Below are 15,834 nucleotides of genomic sequence, written 5' to 3' on the forward strand. Positions count from 1 at the left end.
CCCCGCCTCCCCAGCTCCCTCGACTGTTGTCCTACCTACCCTTCAGGACGGGACAATGTTCACCCTCTTCACAACATCCGGACCTTCCTGTACTTCCAAGGTGTTGCACGTTGATCCGCCCCTGTCCCCCCACAGAGGACCATGACTGCTCCCACTGTCCTCATCTCGGATGATGAGCCCCTCGTCGTGTCCGCACTCGCCCGGGAGGCCAAGCGCTCCGGCCTCGTCTGCGTGTCCGACACCACCTCCGAACATGTGCTGGAGCTGGCCCGCAAACACCGGCCCGCGGTCATCATCCTGGACATCAACCAGCACCAGGACGGCCGGGACCTCCTCGCGCAGCTGAAGAAGGACCCCGTCACCCGCGACAGCAAGGTCATCATGCTCAGCGGCGTGGAGGACCAGTTCACCCGCCACGTGTGCTTCGAGCTGGGCGCCGACGACTACGAAGTGAAGCCGTGCGACCCCACCTTCATGGCCCGCATCGCCCGGATGGCCGCCGCCGCTGTGCGCCCGCCCGCTTCGCCCGAAGCCGCCTGACTCACGACGGCCGCAGTGAACGGATGGCCGCCGCACGGTCCTTCGCGCCAAACACGTAGCTGCCCGCCACCAGCACCGTCGCACCCGCGTCCACCACGCGCTTCGCCGTCTCGGCGTTGATGCCGCCGTCCACCTCGATGTCCACGTCCAGCCCCCGCGCGTCCAACATCGCGCGCAGCCGGCGGACCTTGTCCACCGTGGACTCGATGAACGACTGGCCCCCGAACCCCGGGTTCACGCTCATCAAGAGCACCATGTCCACGTCCCCCAGCACCTCCTCAATCGCCACCAGCGGCGTGCCCGGGTTCAACACCACCGCCGGCTTCGCCCCCGCGTGACGGATGGCTTGCAGCGTGCGGTGCAGATGGGGGCTCGCCTCCTGGTGCACCGTCAGCACGTCCGCGCCCGCCTTCACGAACGCGTCCACGTACTTCTCCGGCTCGACAATCATCAGGTGCACGTCCAGCGGCTTCGTCGCCACCCGCTTGATGGCCTCCACGATGGGCGGCCCCAACGTGAGGTTGGGGACGAACCTGCCATCCATGACATCCACGTGAATCCAGTCTGCGCCGTCCGCCTCGATGGCGCGGACCTCCTCACCCAGGCGGCTGAAGTCACAGGAGAGCAGCGACGGGGAGATGCGAACGGGGCGGGTCATGGCGGCGCTTCATAACCGCTTCCGGATTGCCCTGGTACCTTCGCCCGGCAGGACAGCGGGCTTGCGGACAGAGGTGGACCCACCAGGTGGGGGGGCCGGGCGGCCGAGACACGCTGCGTGCTACAACCTGACGCGCCCGCGGCCACCCGCCGCATCCCACGGAGCCCGCCCCGGTGCTTCCCCAGTCCGTGCCCGCCTCCCCCAACCTGTCCCGCCGGCTCGCGAAGCTGACGTCCATCCTGGATGTCGCCAAGGCGATGAGCGCCGAGCGGGACCTCGACCTGCTGCTGCCTCTCATCCTCTATGAGGCCACCAAGGTCGTGGAGTCGGACCGCTGCTCGCTCTTCATCCTGGACCGCGAGCGCGAGGAGCTGTGGAGCAAGGTGGCCCAGGGCTCCAAGAACGAAATCCGCCTCCCCATGGGCAGCGGCATCGCCGGCCAGGTCGCCCACACCGGCGCCGTCATCAACATCCCGGACGCCTACGCCGACCCCCGCTTCAACAGCAGCTTCGACGTCTCCAGCGGCTACCGCACCCACACCATCCTCTGCGTCCCCATGCGCGACGCCAACGGGGACGTGACGGGCGTCATCCAGGCCCTCAACAAGCGCGGCGGGCGCGTGTTCGACGCCGAGGACGAGGAGCTGCTGCTCGCCCTGGGCGCCCAGGCCGCCGGCGCCATTGAAAACGCCCTCCTCCATGAGGAGATCAACCGCCTCTTCGAGGGCTTCGTCTCCGCGTCCGTCGTCGCCATCGAGGCGCGCGACCCCACCACCGCGGGCCACTCCGGCCGCGTCGCGGACCTCACCGTGTCCCTGGCCCGGGCGCTGGAGCACCACACCACCGGGCCGTATGCCCAGACGCGCTTCACCGCCGTGGAGCTGCAGGAGCTGCGGTACGCGTCGCTCCTGCACGACTTCGGCAAGGTGGGCGTGCGCGAGAACGTGCTCGTCAAGGCGGAGAAGCTCTACCCGCATGAGCTGGAGACGCTGCACGCCCGCTTCCAGCTGGCTCGCAAGGACCTGCAGCTGCAGAGCTCCCGGCGCCGGCTGGCCTCCGTGGAGGTTCGCGGCCTGTCCGCCCTGCCCTCCATCCATCAGGAGGAGGATGCGCGGCTTGCCCAGGAGCTGGCCCAGCTGGATGAGGTGATGGGCTTCCTGCTCACCTGCAACAAGCCCACGGTGCTGGCGCAGGGCAACTTCGAGCGGCTGCTGGAGCTGGGCAAGCTCACGTACACGGACGCGCACGACCATGGGCGGCCGCTGCTCTTGCCCCATGAAATCCAATCCCTCTCCATCACCCGCGGCACGCTCTCCCCGGAGGAGCGCCGCGAAATCGAGAGCCACGTCGAGCATACGTACCGCTTCCTGTCCCAGATTCCGTGGACTCGCGCGCTGCGCCGCGTGCCTGAGATTGCGTACGCGCACCACGAGAAGCTGGATGGCACGGGCTACCCTCGCGCCGTCCCGGAGATTCCGGTGCAGTCCCGGATGATGTCCATCTGCGACATCTACGACGCGCTCACCGCGAGCGACCGGCCCTACAAGAAGGCCGTGCCGCACACGTTGGCGTTGGACATCCTCAAGAAGGAGGCGGGGTCCGGACAGCTGGACAAGGACCTCTTCGCCATCTTCGTCGAGGCGGAGATTCCCCGCCGGGCCCTCAAGAAGAGCCCGGCGTAGGACACGGCATCAGGCGCTGATGGTGTGCAGCCGGAGGCTGTTGATTTTCCCGGGCTGCCCCACCGGCGCTCCGAACACCACCACGATGCGGTCGCCCCTGCGCGCGAGGCCTCGCGACACCAGCTCCTCCTCCACGCGGCGGAGCATGGTCTCCGTCTCCTGGATGGGCTCCAGCACGCGCGGCACCACGCCCCAGAGCAGCGACAGGCGGCGGCGCACCTCCTGGTTCGGGCTGAACGCGACGATGGGCACCGTGGGGCGGTAGTGCGCGAGCAGCCGCGCCGTCACGCCCGACAGCGTGAAGGCCGCGATGAGCGACGCGCCGCTGGCCTTGGCCGCCTCGCACGCCACGCGCGCGATGACGTCCGGGAAGTGCAGCGGCAGGCCCAGCGGGGCTTCAATCACGCGCGGCTGGTGCTGGGAGCGGGAGGAGGACTCGGCCGCCAGGATGATGCGCTCCATCATCTGCACGGAGTCCGTGGGGAACTTGCCGCTCGCCGTCTCACCCGAGAGCATCAGCGCGTCCGCGCCGTCGTACACGGCGTTGGCCACGTCGCTGGCCTCCGCGCGCGTGGGGCGCGGGTTGTCGATCATCGAGTTGAGCATCTGCGTGGCCACGATGACGGGCAGGCCGCGCAGGTTGGAGCGCCGGATGATGTCCTTCTGGACGGCCGGCACCTCTTCGGGGGGAATCTCCACGCCCAGGTCGCCGCGGGCCACCATCACGCCGTCCGTTTTGTCGAGGATGGCGTCCAGGCGCGCGATGGCCTCCGGCTTCTCCAGCTTGGAGATGATGGGCACCGTGCGGCCCACCTCCGCCATCGCCTGCCGGGCGGCGTCCAGGTCCGACGGCTGGCGCACGAAGGACAGCGCGATGTAGTCCACGCCCGCCTTGAGGCCGAAGATGAGGTCCTCGCGGTCCTTGGGCGTGAGCGCGTCCGCGCGCACCGCGACGCCGGGCAGGTTGATGCCCTTGTTGTTCTTCAGCGTGCCGCCGTGGATGACTTCCGTCTTGATGAGCTGCTTCTTGTCCGTCTCCACGACGCGCAGCTCCAGGAGGCCGTCGTCCAGGAGGATGCGGTCGCCCGGGTTCACGTCCGCCGCCAGGTGCGGGTACGTGGTGGACACGATTTCGTCCGTGCCCTTCACCGTCTCATCCGTGGTGATGTGGAAGGTGGCGCCGTGCTTCAGCTCCGTGCTGCCGGTGATGAAGCGGCCGGTGCGGATCTTGGGACCCTGCAGGTCCCCCAGGATGCCCACCGCCTTGCGCACCTTCAGCGAGGCCGCGCGCAGCATGTCGATGTTCGCCTGATGCTGCTCGTGGCTGCCGTGGGAGAAGTTGAGCCGGGCCACGTCCATGCCGGCCTCCAGCAGCGCTTCCAACATCTCCGGGGTCTGACTGGCAGGGCCGAGGGTGCAGACAATCTTTGCTCGTCGCATAGGAGCGCGAACATCCGGGACCCCCGCGTTTCGGTCAAGGAGTCACAGAGCGCGAGCGAGCAGGTAAACCAGTAAATGTCCAGGCCGCTCGGCGTGCGCTCAACCGCGCAGCAGCGCGCCCAGGTTCTCGCGCTCCCAACGCAGCGCGGCGGCGTAGTGCGGGTACGTGCGCTCGCGCTCGCGGAAGGCGCGCGGGTGGTGCACGCGGCGCCCGGTGCGATTGCTGCTGGGGAACAGCTGGTGGAGCATCTCGTGGAAGACGATGAACTCCACGAAGAAGGCGGGCACGTCCGGCTTGTCCAGCGCGGGGTGGATGCGGATTTCGCGCGTCTGGTGGTCGTAGACGCCCAGGCGGATGGACTTGCGGCGGCGGCGCGGAGGCATGCGGCCCCAGCCAATGCGGGCCTGGATGGCGTTCTGGAAGTAGGCCTCGTTGACGCCGTTGTAGAGCGCCCGCAGGTCGAAGCAGCGGCCGAGCGGATTCAATTCCGCGTCCGACTCACGCCGCAGCTGGCGGATGAGCGGCTGCTGGCCCCGGATGTACTCGTCCAGCAGGGCGCCCGCGGCGCGGTGCCCGCGGCCCGCGTAGTCCGCCACCGCGCGCACCACCACTTCGGGCGCGTCCAGGAACATGTGGTGCAGCCGCAGCTGGAGCACCTGCGAGCCGCGGCGGAAGGACACCATGGTGGAGCGGTTGTCCGTCACGGCCAGGCGCACCGGCATGCCCAGGTTCGCGCTCAAGCGCCACGCGAGTGACTCCGCGCGCGTCCACAGCTCCTCGCGCGACGCGGTGAGGACGCGCGGGGCCTCCTCCGCGACGCGGTTGCGCGGCGGCAGGGGCGCGGGTCCTTCCGGCGCGCGTTGCGCGGAAGCGGCGGCGCGTTCCGCGGACGCGCCACGCGGGAACAGGGACATCTGGCGGATGGCTTCGGGGGTCACGCGGAGGGCATCGTACCCGGCACTTCCCGAAGCTCAAGGCCAGGGGCTGGACGCCCGTCCGCCTGTCGACCTGGCCCACACGCCGAGCGTGACACCCCGGGGTGATTCCGTCCCATGGCGGACCCTGCCCTTCAGGGCAGGCCCGGGTCTCCATGGCGCGACTTGAGCAGCCGCTCCAGCCGCTCCGGCTCCATGCGCACCACGAAGGTCTTCTCCCGGGCATACGTCACCTGCCCGGGGGCAGCGCCCTTCAGCTTGCGCACGAACTTCACCGGCAGGTAGCTCACCTCGCCGCGCGGCTCGCCCTTCGCCCCCGAGTGGTGCAGCGCGAGGTGCGCCGCGTCCAGCAGCACCTCCTGGGACACCTCCGCGTTCTTCTCCAGCGGCACCACCACGTGACTGCCCGGAAGCCCCCGCGCGTGCAGCCACATGTGCCAGGGCCGGGCCACCTTGAAGGTGAGCTGGTCGTTGTCCTCCGAGCCGCGCCCCACCCAGATGCGAGCGCCGCCGTGGCCGACGTATTCCTTGAAGGGGAGGCCCCCCTTCGGGCCCTCCTCGCCCTGGGACACCTGGAGCACTTCGGCCTGCGCCATCAGCGCGGCGTCATCCATGGCCTCGATCTGCGTGAGCGCCGTCTGCGCGTGGGCCACCTCGCGCGCGAGCTCCGCCTCGCGGTGGCGGGCCTGCTCCACGCCGCGCAGGAGGCGCCGGTACTGGTGGAAGTGCCAGTCCGCCTCCTCCTTCGGGGTGCGCTTCGGGTCCAGCTTCACCTGGACCTCCTCCACGCCCGCCTCCGTATAGGCGGTGAGCGTCACCTGGGACGCGCCGCGCTTGAGGCGGTGCAGGTTCTGCGCGAGCAGCTCGCCCACCTCCCGGTGCTTCTCCGCCTCCGGGCCACGCTGGGCCTCCGCGCGCACCTTCTCCAGCGTGCGGGAGGAGCGCTTCAGCCGCGCCCGGTACGGCTGCGCGAGCCGGCGGCGGATGGTGTCCGCGCGGCTGGTGCGGTCCTTCTGCCCGAGTACCCGCTCGGCGGCCTGGAGCTTCGGGAGGGTGTCCTCTTCCTTCGGCTCCAGACGCGAGGGCTGCGCGCGTCCCTTCGCCAGCGCCTCCGGGGACACGGGCTCCGGTGGCGACCACTGCGCTCCGGGATAGAGGTTGCGCCGCGGGCCGAAGCCTTCGCCCGAGAGCATCAGCACGCGGTGGTTGTCGCTGAGGATGAGCAGGCCTCCCGGCGCGCCCACCTCCAGGACGAGCCTGCGGCGCACGCCTTCGCGCTCGAACTCCAGGACGATGGCGCGGCTCTCCTCCAGGTAGTGCGCGGCCTGAAGCTTGAAGCCGGTGAGTTCCTGGCGCAGCCAGCGCTGGAAGGGGGCGGGTTCGCCCGGCGTGGGGAAGCGGTCCTCCGCGACGGACAGGCGCGACAGCTCCCCTTCGGCGCACAGGCACAGGACCACCGATCTGCCCGGGACGCGCAGCTCCAGGTAGGCCAGCCGGGGCAGCGGGCACCACGCCTTCTGGGCCACCGCGCCCACCAGCCGGGCCGCGGCCTCCGCCACGACCTCCCCAAACTCCACCGGACGCAGCGACATGGCCCCTCCCGGGTGCGAACCACCGGGGCGTCAACCCCTGGCCCGCAAAAGAAAAACGGCCCGGCGGGTTTCGCCGAGCCGTTCACCGGACGTCAACCGACGTCCGTCATGACGCTTTACTTCAGGCTTCCGGCGTCGCCGGGGCCGCAGCGGCCTTGCCGGCGCTCTTGCGGGTCGTCTTGCGCGCGGACTTCTTCGCGGCGGCCTTCTTGGCCGGGGCCTTCTTGGCCGCACCGCGCTTGGCGGCAGGGGCCTTGCGGGCGGCGGTCTTCTTCGACGCGGTCTTCTTCGACGCGGCCTTCTTCGCGGTCTTCTTCTTCGCGGCCATCGGAATCCTCCGTTCAGTGTTGAGGCCCGCGAGGACGCGAGCCCTGCACCCACTTTGGACTGAACGTGAGTGCTTGAAATGAATGGTACGGGCGACATGCCAGTGTGTCAACGCATGGTGATGTATTGCAGTGCGCGGCGAGGCCGATTTTTGGCCTCCGGGCGCTTCGAACCGTTCGTGGGCGGTCATTTCGGGGGTCCTGCGCGTCGCGTGCGGGGCCCAATTTCCGGCTCCGGACGCATTTCGAGGGTCCGCGCTACAGGTATGGATGTCCGCTGCCGTGCATCCGGCGCGCGCGCATCGCGTCGCTTCCCGTCGTGGAGTCGGCGGCCTACGGTGCCCGCCCGCATGAGCTCCACCGCGCTGACCTTCCCCGCGTCCTTCACCTTCGGCGTCGCCACGTCCGCGTACCAGGTGGAGGGCGGCATCGAGAACGACTGGGCCCAATGGGAGCGGCAGGGGAAGTTGAAGGAGCCCCATGCGCGCTGCGGCCGCGCGGTGGACCACTGGAACCGCTACGCGGAGGACTACGCCCTGGCGAAGGCGGTGGGGGCCACGGCGTTCCGGCTGTCGCTGGAGTGGGCGCGCATCGAGCCCGAGCGCGGCCGGTTCGATGGCGCGGCGCTGGAGGGCTACCGCGAGCGGCTCTTGCAGCTTCGCGCGCAGGGCCTGCGGCCGGTGGTGACGCTCCATCACTTCACCCACCCCACGTGGTTCCACGCGTCCACCCCCTGGCACCTTCCGGAGAGCCTGGAGGCCTTCCGCCAGTACGTGCGCCGGTGCGCGCCCCTGTTGGAGGGGCTGGACGCGCTCGTCATCTCCTTCAACGAACCGATGGTCCTCTTGTTGGGCGGCTACCTCCAGGGCCTGATGCCGCCGGGCATCACGGATGGGGCGAAGACGATGGCCGCGCTGGAGAACCTGGTGCGCGCGCACGCCATCGCGCGAGAGGAGCTGGGCCAGCACCTGGGCCGCGTGGAGCTGGGCATCTCCCAGAACATGCTCGCGTTCGCGCCGGACCGCTGGTGGCATCCCCTGGACCGCTCGCTGGTGCGGCTGGCGGCCCCGGCCTACAACCACGCGTTCCACGAGGCGCTGTCGTCCGGCCACCTGCGCGTGTTCATGCCGGGCGTGGCGTCCACGGACGTGCGCATCCCGGAGGCGCGCGACTCGGTGGAGTTCGTGGGCATCAACTACTACACGCGCGCGCACCTGCGCTTCATGCCGCGCCCGCCCTTCATCGACTTCAAGTACCGCGACCCGGACGCGCGCGGGCTCACGGACATCGGGTGGGAGCAGCGCCCCGAGGGCTTCCTCCAGCTGCTCCAGGAGGTGAAGCGCTACGGCAAGCCGGTGTGGGTGACGGAGAACGGCATCGACGACCGGAAAGGCACGGTGCGGCCGGAGTACCTCCACGCGCACCTGCGTCAGGTGCTGGCCGCGCGCGAGGCCGGCGTGGACGTGCAGGGCTACCTCTATTGGAGCCTGCTGGACAACTTCGAGTGGCTGGAGGGTTGGGGCCCGCGCTTCGGCCTCTACCACGTCGACTTCGACACGCTGGAGCGCCGGCCCACCCCGGCCTGCGACTACTTCCGCGCGGTGGCCACCGGGCGCGTGCTGGTGCCGCCCGCTTCCGTCGCCGCTCAGCCCAGCGCCGCGCGGTAGTCCACTTCCGGCTCCTCTAGAGGTGCCGTGGGGTCCGTGTCCGCGCCCGCGAAGAAGCGGCGCACGCTGTCCTCCACCGCCTGGGGCGAGTCCAGCCCGTTCACCTCCGAGCGGAAGTGCGCGGCGCCCTTGAGGCCATGGGCGTACCAGGCCAGGTGCCGACGGAAGGATCGCACCGCGCCCAGCGCGTCCCCCACGAACTCCGCGTGGGCCCGGGCGTGCTCCAGCACCAGCGCGCAGCGCTCCTCGGGGGTGGCGGGCGGGCCGCCGACGAGCTCGCGGAAGAGCCACGGGTTGCCCAGGGCGCCCCGGCCAATCATCACGAAGTCGCAGCCGGTGCTGTCCAGCATGCGGTGCGCGTCCGCCACCGTCTTCACGTCCCCGTTGCCCATGATGGGCAGCTCCGGGAAGTGGCGCTTCAGGTCCGTGATGTGGTCCCAGTCCGCCTGTCCCGAGTAGCCCTGCTCGCGCGTGCGCGGATGGAGGGCGAGCCCCGCGCACCCCGCCTCCTGGAGGGACTCCGCCACCTGGAGGTAGTTGAGCGTGCGCGCGTCCCAGCCCGAGCGGATTTTACAGGTGACGGGCAGGCCGGTGGCCTCGCGGATGGCGCGGACGATGGCCGCGGCGCGGGGCACGTCGCACAGCAGGCCGCTGCCGGCGCCGTTGCGCACCACCTTCTTCACCGGGCAGCCCATGTTGATGTCGATGACCTGCGCGCCCGCGGCCTTGCCCACCTGCGCGGCCTGGGCCATGGCCTCCGGTTCGCCGCCGAAAATCTGGAGCGAGTAGGGCTTCTCCACCGCCGCGTCGTAGCGCAGGTACTTGAGGGTGCGCTGGTTCTGCCGCATCAGGCCCTGGGCGCTGACCAGCTCCGTGGGGCACAGGGCCGCGCCCAGCCGGAAGGCGATGACGCGGAAGGGACGCTCGCTCACCCCCGCCATGGGCGCGAGGATGTAGGGGTTGGGGAGCGTGTAGGGACCCAGCTTCAGCATGCGGAAAGACACCCTATACCCGGCGGGGAACAGAAGCGCGCGGGCCATGAGAACGGCCCTGCGCGGGTGGAGACCAACGGTTAAGGTCCCCCTCCATGTTCCGTTTCCGGCTCGGGAGCGTCCCCGTCCACGTCCACACGAGTCACCTGCTCTTCTCCGCGGTGCTCGCCTACCAGTCCCTGCCGTCACCGGGGCGGCACTCGGGCGCCGGGTGGCTGGGGGACCAGCTGGCCGACCCCTCGTCGCCCGGGCACATGGGCGCGGTGGCGGCCTACGTGCTGTCGTGGATGTTCATCGTCTTCGTGTCCGTGCTCGTCCATGAGCTGGGGCACGCGGTGGCCTTCCGCTTCTATGGATACCAGCCGAGCGTGGACCTGGTCTTCATGGGCGGCGTCACCCGGCCCAACACGGACGCGCCCCTGCCCTGGCACAAGGACGTGGTGAGCAGCTTCGCGGGCCCGCTGGCGGGGCTGACGCTGGGCGTCCTGTGCTGGGCGGTGCTGATGCAGGTGAAGGGCCGCTCGGAGATGGCGGACTTCTTCCTGAACAACTTCTTCTTCGCCAACATGGTGTGGGCGGTGCTGAACCTGCTGCCGGTGCCTCCGCTGGATGGCGGCCACATCAGCACGGCGCTGGCGACGCGGATGTTCGGGCGGCGGGGCTTCATCGTGTCCCACGTGCTGGCGCTGGGGCTGTGCGTGGGCGTGGTGCTGCTCGCCATCAAGAGCGGGGCCCTGTTCATGGGCGTCCTCTTCGCCATGTTCGGCTTCCAGGCGTTCCGCGTGCTGGCGGACGTGATGCGCGCGCGCAACGAAGCAAAGGAGGAGGAAGGCCCCAAGGCCCAGTCCCTGCGCGAGGCGCAGCAGGCCCTGCGCGAGGACCGGCTGGACGACGCGTGGCGGCTGGGCAACCAGGTGCTGGAGACGGAGGGGCTGTCCCCGGGGCTCACCAGCCGGACCCATTACCTGCTGGGCTGGGTGGCGCTGAAGCAGGGCCATGGGCGGCCCGCGCTGGACCACTTCTCCCAGGTGCAGGGCCAGCCGGTGGAGATGCACGCGGTGGCGGCGGCGTTCTCCCTGGTGGGGGATGACGCTCGGGCGGTGGGCTACTGGAAGCAGGCGTGGGGCGAGTCGCAGGACCGCACCGTGATGCACGAGTACGCGGGCGCGCTCATCCGGCTGGGCCAGGTGAACGAGGCGCTGCGGCTGCCCGGCGTGGACCCGGCGGCCGCGTTCCGGTGCGCGGAGCGGGCGCTGTTCATCCGGGGCGCCTATTCGGAGGCCGCGGCGGTGGGCGAGGCGGCGCTGAAGCACGTGCCGGACCCGGGCATCGCGTACGACGCGGCGTGCGCCTTCGCGCGCGCGGGCAACGTGACAGAGGCGGTGCGGCTGCTCCAGCGGGCGGAGGAGTTGGGCTTCCAGGACGGGGCCTATGCCGCCTCCGACGAGGACCTGGCGCACCTGCACGGACACCCCGCCTTCGAGGCGTGGCTGGCGCGGCTGCGGCCGGCCGCCTCGCCCTGAGCCAGGGCTCCGGCACCGCGCTCGGGCGTTGACGCCGCATGGCGAGCGCTGGCCCCGGGCGGGGCGCGCTGCCTCCAACGAAGCCGCCTTGTCGCTCGGAGGACCGCGCCGGTCGCGAGGCTGCCGGCTCCCAGGCCGCCCCCCGGCCACGCGGGCGCGGCCAGGGGCTCCGGAAGGGCGACTTTCTCCCTCCCGGCGTCCGCGGGCCCTAGAGTCCTCGCCGTCCCGTGAGCCCCTCGTCCCCTCCCGTGAAACCTTCCTCCGCGCCCGTGCGTACCGGAGACATGCCGGCATCCCCGGGAGTTTCCGGCGACTCGGACGAGGTGTTGATGGAGCGGTTCTGCCAGGGAGACGCGCAGGCGTTCGACGCGCTCTTCCAGCGGTATGCGCGCCCCGTGCAGGGGTACCTGGCGCGCCTCACCGGCAGCCCCGCCACCGCCGAGGACCTGGCCCAGCTCACCTTCCTGTCCCTGGTGCGCGCGCGTGGCCGGTACCAACCGGGCGCCCGCGTCCGTCCGTGGCTGTACGCCATCGCCACCAACGCCGCGCGGGACCATGCGCGCCGCCACCGCCGGCCGGAGGACCTCACTCCAGAGGGTGAATTGCCCCTCACCGCCGTGGCGGACACCCCGGAGCCGCGCGACGCCGGCCTGGAGCGCGCGGTGCAACGGGCCCTGGCGCAGCTTCCCGAGGGCCAGCGGCTGCCCATCCTCATGCACCGCTTCGAGGGCATGGGCTTCGCCGAAATCGCCGAGGCCCTGGGCCTCACCGAGAGCGCGGTGAAGGTCCGCGCCCACCGGGGCTACGCGCGCCTGCGCGAGCTGCTCGCCCCCCTTCAGCAGGAGACCTCGCGATGACGCCCGAGTGCGAACGCGTCCTGGACTGCATGGACGGCCCGTTGCCTCCGGAGCTGGCGTCGCACGCGGCCGGCTGCGCGGACTGCCGTGCCCTCCTGGAGGGCTTCCACGTCCTGGCGCTTCCCGCGGCGGCACCTCCCTCCGTCCCCATCGACGAGGCGAGGCTCGAGCAGTCGCGGCGGCAGTCCCTCACGGAGCTGGCCGCACACCCCCGGCCCACGCCGTGGTGGAAGGAGGTGGCGGTGCTGCTCGCCGCCTACCTGGGCGTGGGCGTGGTGGGACTGCTCGTGGTGGGGCGGCACGGGATGCTGCTCAACTCCGCATCGCCGTGGGCGGTGGCGCTGGTGGCGCTGCTCATCGTCGTGGGCGTGGGCGGCGGCGCCCTGGTGGCCCTGGCGCCGAGGCAGCGCACCTGGCCCCTCACGCTCGTGGCCGGGGGGGCGCTCCTGCTGGCGCTGGCGCAGCTGTCCGGGCGCTCCGGCGTCCAGGTGCGCCCCTTCCTCGCCGGCACCCTGGGGTGCATGGGCGCGGAGGTGGCGCTGTCGGTGGTGCCGCTGGCCCTGGCGCTCGTCCTCCTGTGCCGCTCCGCCTTCCAGCCGGTGCGCGCGCTGGCGGCGGGCCTGTCCTCCGCGGGGGTGAGCCTGCTGGTGCTGCACGTGCACTGCCCCGACGGCAGCGCGGGCCACCTGATGCTGGGCCACGTGCTGCCGTGGTTCGCGCTGGCAGGCGTGGCGGTGCTCATCCGCTCGCGCCTGCCGTCCCGCACGTACGCGCCCTGAAGTGCCGGGCGGTGGAGCCCCCTACTGGAGCCGCGACAGCGCTTCCTGGGGGAAGGCTCTCGCGTCCACCTTGGCGTGCCATTCCTTGATGAGGCCATCCGGCCCGATGACGACGCCCACCCGGCGCGCGTTGGCGGCCGAGGCGTCATCCGCGGCCCCGTAGGCCAGCCCCACCTGGCGGTCCACGTCGCACAGGAGCGGGAAGTTGAAGCCGAACTTCTGGGAGAACGCCTGGTTCTCCTCCGGCGTGTCGAAGCTGATGCCCAGGATGACGGTGCCCTTCGCGGCGTACTGGGTCTGGTGATCGCGGAAGGAGCAGCCCTCCGCGGTGCATCCCGGGGTGTCCGCCTTCGGGTAGAACCAGAGCACCACGTTCTTGCCCCGGTAGTCCGACAGGCGGTGCGTCTTCCCCGTCGAGTCCTGCACGGTGAACTCCGGCGCCACGTCTCCCTGCTTGAGCATGTGCGATGCCTCCTTCATGGGGTGGAAATGAGGGGCGTCGTAGCACGCCCGGTGGGCGGGAAGCCGGGCACCGCTCGCACGATGTGTGGAGTGGAGTGCAGCCCGGCTGCGGCGGGGTCACACCTTCATCAAGGGACTTGAAACCCAGTGGCCTCCTCCGTTTAGTAGGTGCACCAAATGAACACCTCCGACGAACCTCCGCCTGCTCAGTCGCAGCGGAGGGCCGCGCTCACGGCCTGGGCGCGCCAGAACCTGTCACGCCTCATCTACTTCCTGCTGGGCGCGTCCAACCGCATCCGCCTGCCGACCCCCTCGGTGTTGCCCATCGCGGGCGCGGTGGTGGGGCTCTACAGCGGTCTGGCCGCGGGCATCTTCTCCAACCTCATTGGCGTGATGAGCGGCATCACGTTCAGCGCCGCGGAGCTGGCGGTGGCGCTCAAGCCGCAGCGGCTGCGCACGTTGATGGAGTCGCTCTCCTCCGCGCGCTGGCACCTGGAATACGCCCTGGTGGGCGTGCCGCTGGCGCTGGGCGCGCTGTTGCTCGCGCGCGTGATTGAGCCCGGCGGCCCGCGCGACGAGGTGAAGCGCCGCCTGCGCCTGCTGGCGCTGCTGACGCTGGGCGCGCTGTCGCTGTACTACCCGCTCGTGGGGCTGGCGGCCGTGAATGCCGTGTTCGGCCATGCGCACAACCTGCCCGCGGTGCTGCCGCACCTGCCCTGGTGGTTGATGCTGCTCGCGCCCACCGTGGGCGGCCTGGCCGTGGGGCGGCTGCTGCGCGACCGGCCGGAGACGCACGGCCACGGCCTTCCGGAGGTGGTGCGCGCGGTGAAGAGCGGCGCCAACGTGGTGCCGGCGGACCGCGGGCTGCTCAAGCTCATCGCGTCCGCCATCACCATTGGCAGCGGCGGCTCCGCTGGCCGCGAGGGCCCCATCGTCTATGGCGGCGCGGCGTTCGCGTCGAGCGTGGGGCGCGTGCTGGGCTTCAGCCGCAAGGAGCTGTCCATCCTGCTGGCGTGCGGCGCGGGCGCGGGCATCTCCGCGTCCTTCAACGCCCCCATCGCGGGCGCGGTGTTCGCGATGGAGATCATCCTGCGCGAGTTCGAGCTGCGCGTGTTCTCCCCCATCATCCTGGCGAGCGTGGCGGGCACGCTGGTGAGCCGGGGCGTGCTGGACGAGGCGCCCATGCTCAACCGGGTCAACTACGAGCTCGTCAGCGGCTCGGAGGTATTCGCCTACGCGGCGCTGGGCATCGGGTGTGGGTTGATTGCGTTCGCGTTCGTGAAGCTGCTGCACGGCGTGGAGCACTTCTTCCACGGCGGCATGGGCGGACGGCTGTCCCCGTGGCTGGGCCGGAAGCCCCTGCCGGTGCGCGCCGCGCTGGGTGGGCTGTGCACGGGCGTGCTCGCGTTCCTCAGCCCCACGGTCTGGGGCAGCGGGCACGACTACATCAACCTGGCGGCGGCCGGCCAGCTGCCCTTCCTCTTCCTGCTGACGGCGTGCGTGCTGAAGCTCGTCGCCACGTCGCTCACCATCGGCTCGGGCGGGTCCGGCGGCACGTTCTTCCCAGCGGCCCTCATCGGCGCCATGGCGGGCGGCGCGTTCGGCACGCTGGTGCACTACTTCTTCCCTCACGCCACGGGGCCCAGCGGCGCGTACGCCATCGTGGGCATGGGCGGCGCGGTGGCGGCGCTCACGCGCGGCCCGCTCACCGGCATGATGATGTTGTACGAGCTGAGCGGCAGCCACGAAATCATCCTGCCGCTGATGGTGACGTGCACCATCGCGTCCGCGGTGTGCCACTTCCTCACGGAGCGCACCGCGCCCAAGGTGCAGAGCGACGAGGACCTGCTCGCGGTCACGCACGTGCGGGCCCTGATGACGGAGGTCCCGGCGGTGGCCGCGGGCACGCCGCTGCGCGCGCTGACGGACCAACTGCTCACGTCCGAGGCCGGCACGCTGCCGGTGCTGGACACGCAGGGCAACCTCTACGGCACGGTGCACGTGGAGCAGCTGCGCGAGGTGTGGCGGGATGAATCCATGTACCCGCTGCTCGTGGCCAGCGACCTGGCGCGCAAGCTGCCCGCGCTGGCGCCGGATTCGGACCTGGCGCATGCGCTCCAGGTGATGGACCAGGAGGACGTGGACGCGCTGCCGGTGACCCCCGTGTTGGGCCTGGCCCCGTGCGGACTCCTCACCCGCGCCGCCGTCCGGCGATTCCTCTTCGCGCAGCACACGCGCGCTCACGCCACGGGCAACTACCCCGTCACGCCCTCCGAGGCGGCGCACTGAGCCACTGAACAAGGCCGTGGCCGGAGCGGGGTCTGTCAGGAAACCAGGGGAGCAGGCATCCTTGGGCGCCATGTCCGAACCCGCCCTGCCC

At 70.9% G+C, this 15,834-nt stretch carries 14 protein-coding genes; 7 read left to right on the top strand and 7 right to left on the bottom strand.

The features are described from left to right. The first annotated feature begins 141 nt into the window (after positions 1–141). On the top strand, positions 142–540 hold the full coding sequence (locus tag D7W81_RS30935) for a response regulator (protein WP_120559001.1): 399 nt from the start codon (positions 142–144) through the stop codon (positions 538–540). Between the two features lies 1 nt (position 541). Here the strand turns inward: D7W81_RS30935 and rpe are convergent, their stop codons facing one another. Further along, positions 542–1,198, bottom strand: coding sequence for a ribulose-phosphate 3-epimerase (gene rpe / locus D7W81_RS30940; protein ID WP_120559002.1), 657 nt, complete (start codon positions 1,196–1,198; stop codon positions 542–544). Positions 1,199–1,371: 173 nt separating this feature from the next. On the opposite strand from rpe, the gene D7W81_RS30945 reads away from it, so the two are divergent. Then, on the top strand, positions 1,372–2,880 hold the full coding sequence (locus D7W81_RS30945; protein WP_120559003.1) for an HD family phosphohydrolase: 1,509 nt from the start codon (positions 1,372–1,374) through the stop codon (positions 2,878–2,880). Positions 2,881–2,889: 9 nt separating this feature from the next. On the opposite strand, the gene pyk is transcribed toward D7W81_RS30945, so the two are convergent. From pyk to D7W81_RS30965, 4 genes are all read right to left on the bottom strand, one after another. After that, a complete protein-coding gene (pyk, locus tag D7W81_RS30950; RefSeq protein WP_120559004.1) occupies positions 2,890–4,320 on the bottom strand; it encodes a pyruvate kinase in 1,431 nt (476 codons plus the stop codon). Positions 4,321–4,419: 99 nt separating this feature from the next. Continuing rightward, positions 4,420–5,235 carry a hypothetical protein gene (locus tag D7W81_RS30955; RefSeq protein WP_120559013.1) on the bottom strand — a complete coding sequence of 272 codons (816 nt, stop codon included), beginning with the start codon at positions 5,233–5,235 and terminating at the stop codon, positions 4,420–4,422. Between the two features lie 155 nt (positions 5,236–5,390). Continuing rightward, a complete protein-coding gene (locus tag D7W81_RS30960) occupies positions 5,391–6,848 on the bottom strand; it encodes an NFACT RNA binding domain-containing protein (protein WP_120559005.1) in 1,458 nt (485 codons plus the stop codon). A gap of 121 nt (positions 6,849–6,969) precedes the next feature. Further along, positions 6,970–7,176 (bottom strand): excinuclease ABC subunit A, encoded by a 207-nt coding sequence (locus D7W81_RS30965; RefSeq protein ID WP_120559006.1) that lies wholly within the window; start codon positions 7,174–7,176, stop codon positions 6,970–6,972. 348 nt (positions 7,177–7,524) lie between these two features. Here D7W81_RS30965 and D7W81_RS30970 point away from each other — a divergent pair, with 348 nt between their 5' ends. After that, positions 7,525–8,841, top strand: coding sequence for a glycoside hydrolase family 1 protein (locus D7W81_RS30970; protein ID WP_120559007.1), 1,317 nt, complete (start codon positions 7,525–7,527; stop codon positions 8,839–8,841). On the opposite strand, the gene dusB is transcribed toward D7W81_RS30970, so the two are convergent. Continuing rightward, the gene (gene dusB / locus D7W81_RS30975; protein ID WP_120559008.1) at positions 8,820–9,833 is read right to left on the bottom strand and encodes a tRNA dihydrouridine synthase DusB; all 1,014 of its coding nucleotides are present in this window, start codon (positions 9,831–9,833) and stop codon (positions 8,820–8,822) included. The two genes, D7W81_RS30970 and dusB, sit on opposite strands and share 22 nt — an antisense overlap. 95 nt (positions 9,834–9,928) lie before the next feature. On the opposite strand from dusB, the gene D7W81_RS30980 reads away from it, so the two are divergent. From D7W81_RS30980 to D7W81_RS30990, 3 genes are all read left to right on the top strand, one after another. Then, complete coding sequence (locus tag D7W81_RS30980; RefSeq protein WP_120559009.1) at positions 9,929–11,356, top strand: site-2 protease family protein; 1,428 nt, start codon at positions 9,929–9,931, stop codon at positions 11,354–11,356. Positions 11,357–11,640: 284 nt separating this feature from the next. After that, the gene (locus D7W81_RS30985; protein ID WP_167508121.1) at positions 11,641–12,213 is read left to right on the top strand and encodes an RNA polymerase sigma factor; all 573 of its coding nucleotides are present in this window, start codon (positions 11,641–11,643) and stop codon (positions 12,211–12,213) included. Beyond that, positions 12,210–12,992: a DUF1109 family protein gene (locus D7W81_RS30990; RefSeq protein ID WP_120559011.1), complete on the top strand. Its 783-nt coding sequence runs from the start codon at positions 12,210–12,212 to the stop codon at positions 12,990–12,992. The genes D7W81_RS30985 and D7W81_RS30990 overlap by 4 nt, the downstream gene beginning before the upstream one ends. A gap of 21 nt (positions 12,993–13,013) precedes the next feature. On the opposite strand, the gene D7W81_RS30995 is transcribed toward D7W81_RS30990, so the two are convergent. Beyond that, positions 13,014–13,454, bottom strand: coding sequence for a peroxiredoxin (locus tag D7W81_RS30995; RefSeq protein ID WP_120559012.1), 441 nt, complete (start codon positions 13,452–13,454; stop codon positions 13,014–13,016). A gap of 177 nt (positions 13,455–13,631) precedes the next feature. On the opposite strand from D7W81_RS30995, the gene D7W81_RS31000 reads away from it, so the two are divergent. Next, positions 13,632–15,743, top strand: a complete 2,112-nt coding sequence (locus tag D7W81_RS31000; protein ID WP_244227543.1) for a chloride channel protein — start codon at positions 13,632–13,634, stop codon at positions 15,741–15,743. Positions 15,744–15,834 lie beyond the last annotated feature (91 nt).

Origin of the sequence: Corallococcus aberystwythensis (assembly GCF_003612165.1) — a bacterium.
GTDB classification, from domain to species: Bacteria; Myxococcota; Myxococcia; order Myxococcales; family Myxococcaceae; genus Corallococcus; species Corallococcus aberystwythensis.

Coding starts and splice junctions, on each gene's coding strand:
- D7W81_RS30935 (WP_120559001.1), top strand. CDS start 142: ATGACTGCTCCCACTGTCCTCATCTCGGATGATGAGCCCCTCGTCGTG.
- rpe (WP_120559002.1), bottom strand. CDS start 1,198: ATGACCCGCCCCGTTCGCATCTCCCCGTCGCTGCTCTCCTGTGACTTC.
- pyk (WP_120559004.1), bottom strand. CDS start 4,320: ATGCGACGAGCAAAGATTGTCTGCACCCTCGGCCCTGCCAGTCAGACC.
- D7W81_RS30955 (WP_120559013.1), bottom strand. CDS start 5,235: ATGTCCCTGTTCCCGCGTGGCGCGTCCGCGGAACGCGCCGCCGCTTCC.
- D7W81_RS30960 (WP_120559005.1), bottom strand. CDS start 6,848: ATGTCGCTGCGTCCGGTGGAGTTTGGGGAGGTCGTGGCGGAGGCCGCG.
- D7W81_RS30965 (WP_120559006.1), bottom strand. CDS start 7,176: ATGGCCGCGAAGAAGAAGACCGCGAAGAAGGCCGCGTCGAAGAAGACC.
- D7W81_RS30970 (WP_120559007.1), top strand. CDS start 7,525: ATGAGCTCCACCGCGCTGACCTTCCCCGCGTCCTTCACCTTCGGCGTC.
- dusB (WP_120559008.1), bottom strand. CDS start 9,833: ATGCTGAAGCTGGGTCCCTACACGCTCCCCAACCCCTACATCCTCGCG.
- D7W81_RS30980 (WP_120559009.1), top strand. CDS start 9,929: ATGTTCCGTTTCCGGCTCGGGAGCGTCCCCGTCCACGTCCACACGAGT.
- D7W81_RS30985 (WP_167508121.1), top strand. CDS start 11,641: ATGCCGGCATCCCCGGGAGTTTCCGGCGACTCGGACGAGGTGTTGATG.
- D7W81_RS30990 (WP_120559011.1), top strand. CDS start 12,210: ATGACGCCCGAGTGCGAACGCGTCCTGGACTGCATGGACGGCCCGTTG.
- D7W81_RS30995 (WP_120559012.1), bottom strand. CDS start 13,454: ATGCTCAAGCAGGGAGACGTGGCGCCGGAGTTCACCGTGCAGGACTCG.
- D7W81_RS31000 (WP_244227543.1), top strand. CDS start 13,632: ATGAACACCTCCGACGAACCTCCGCCTGCTCAGTCGCAGCGGAGGGCC.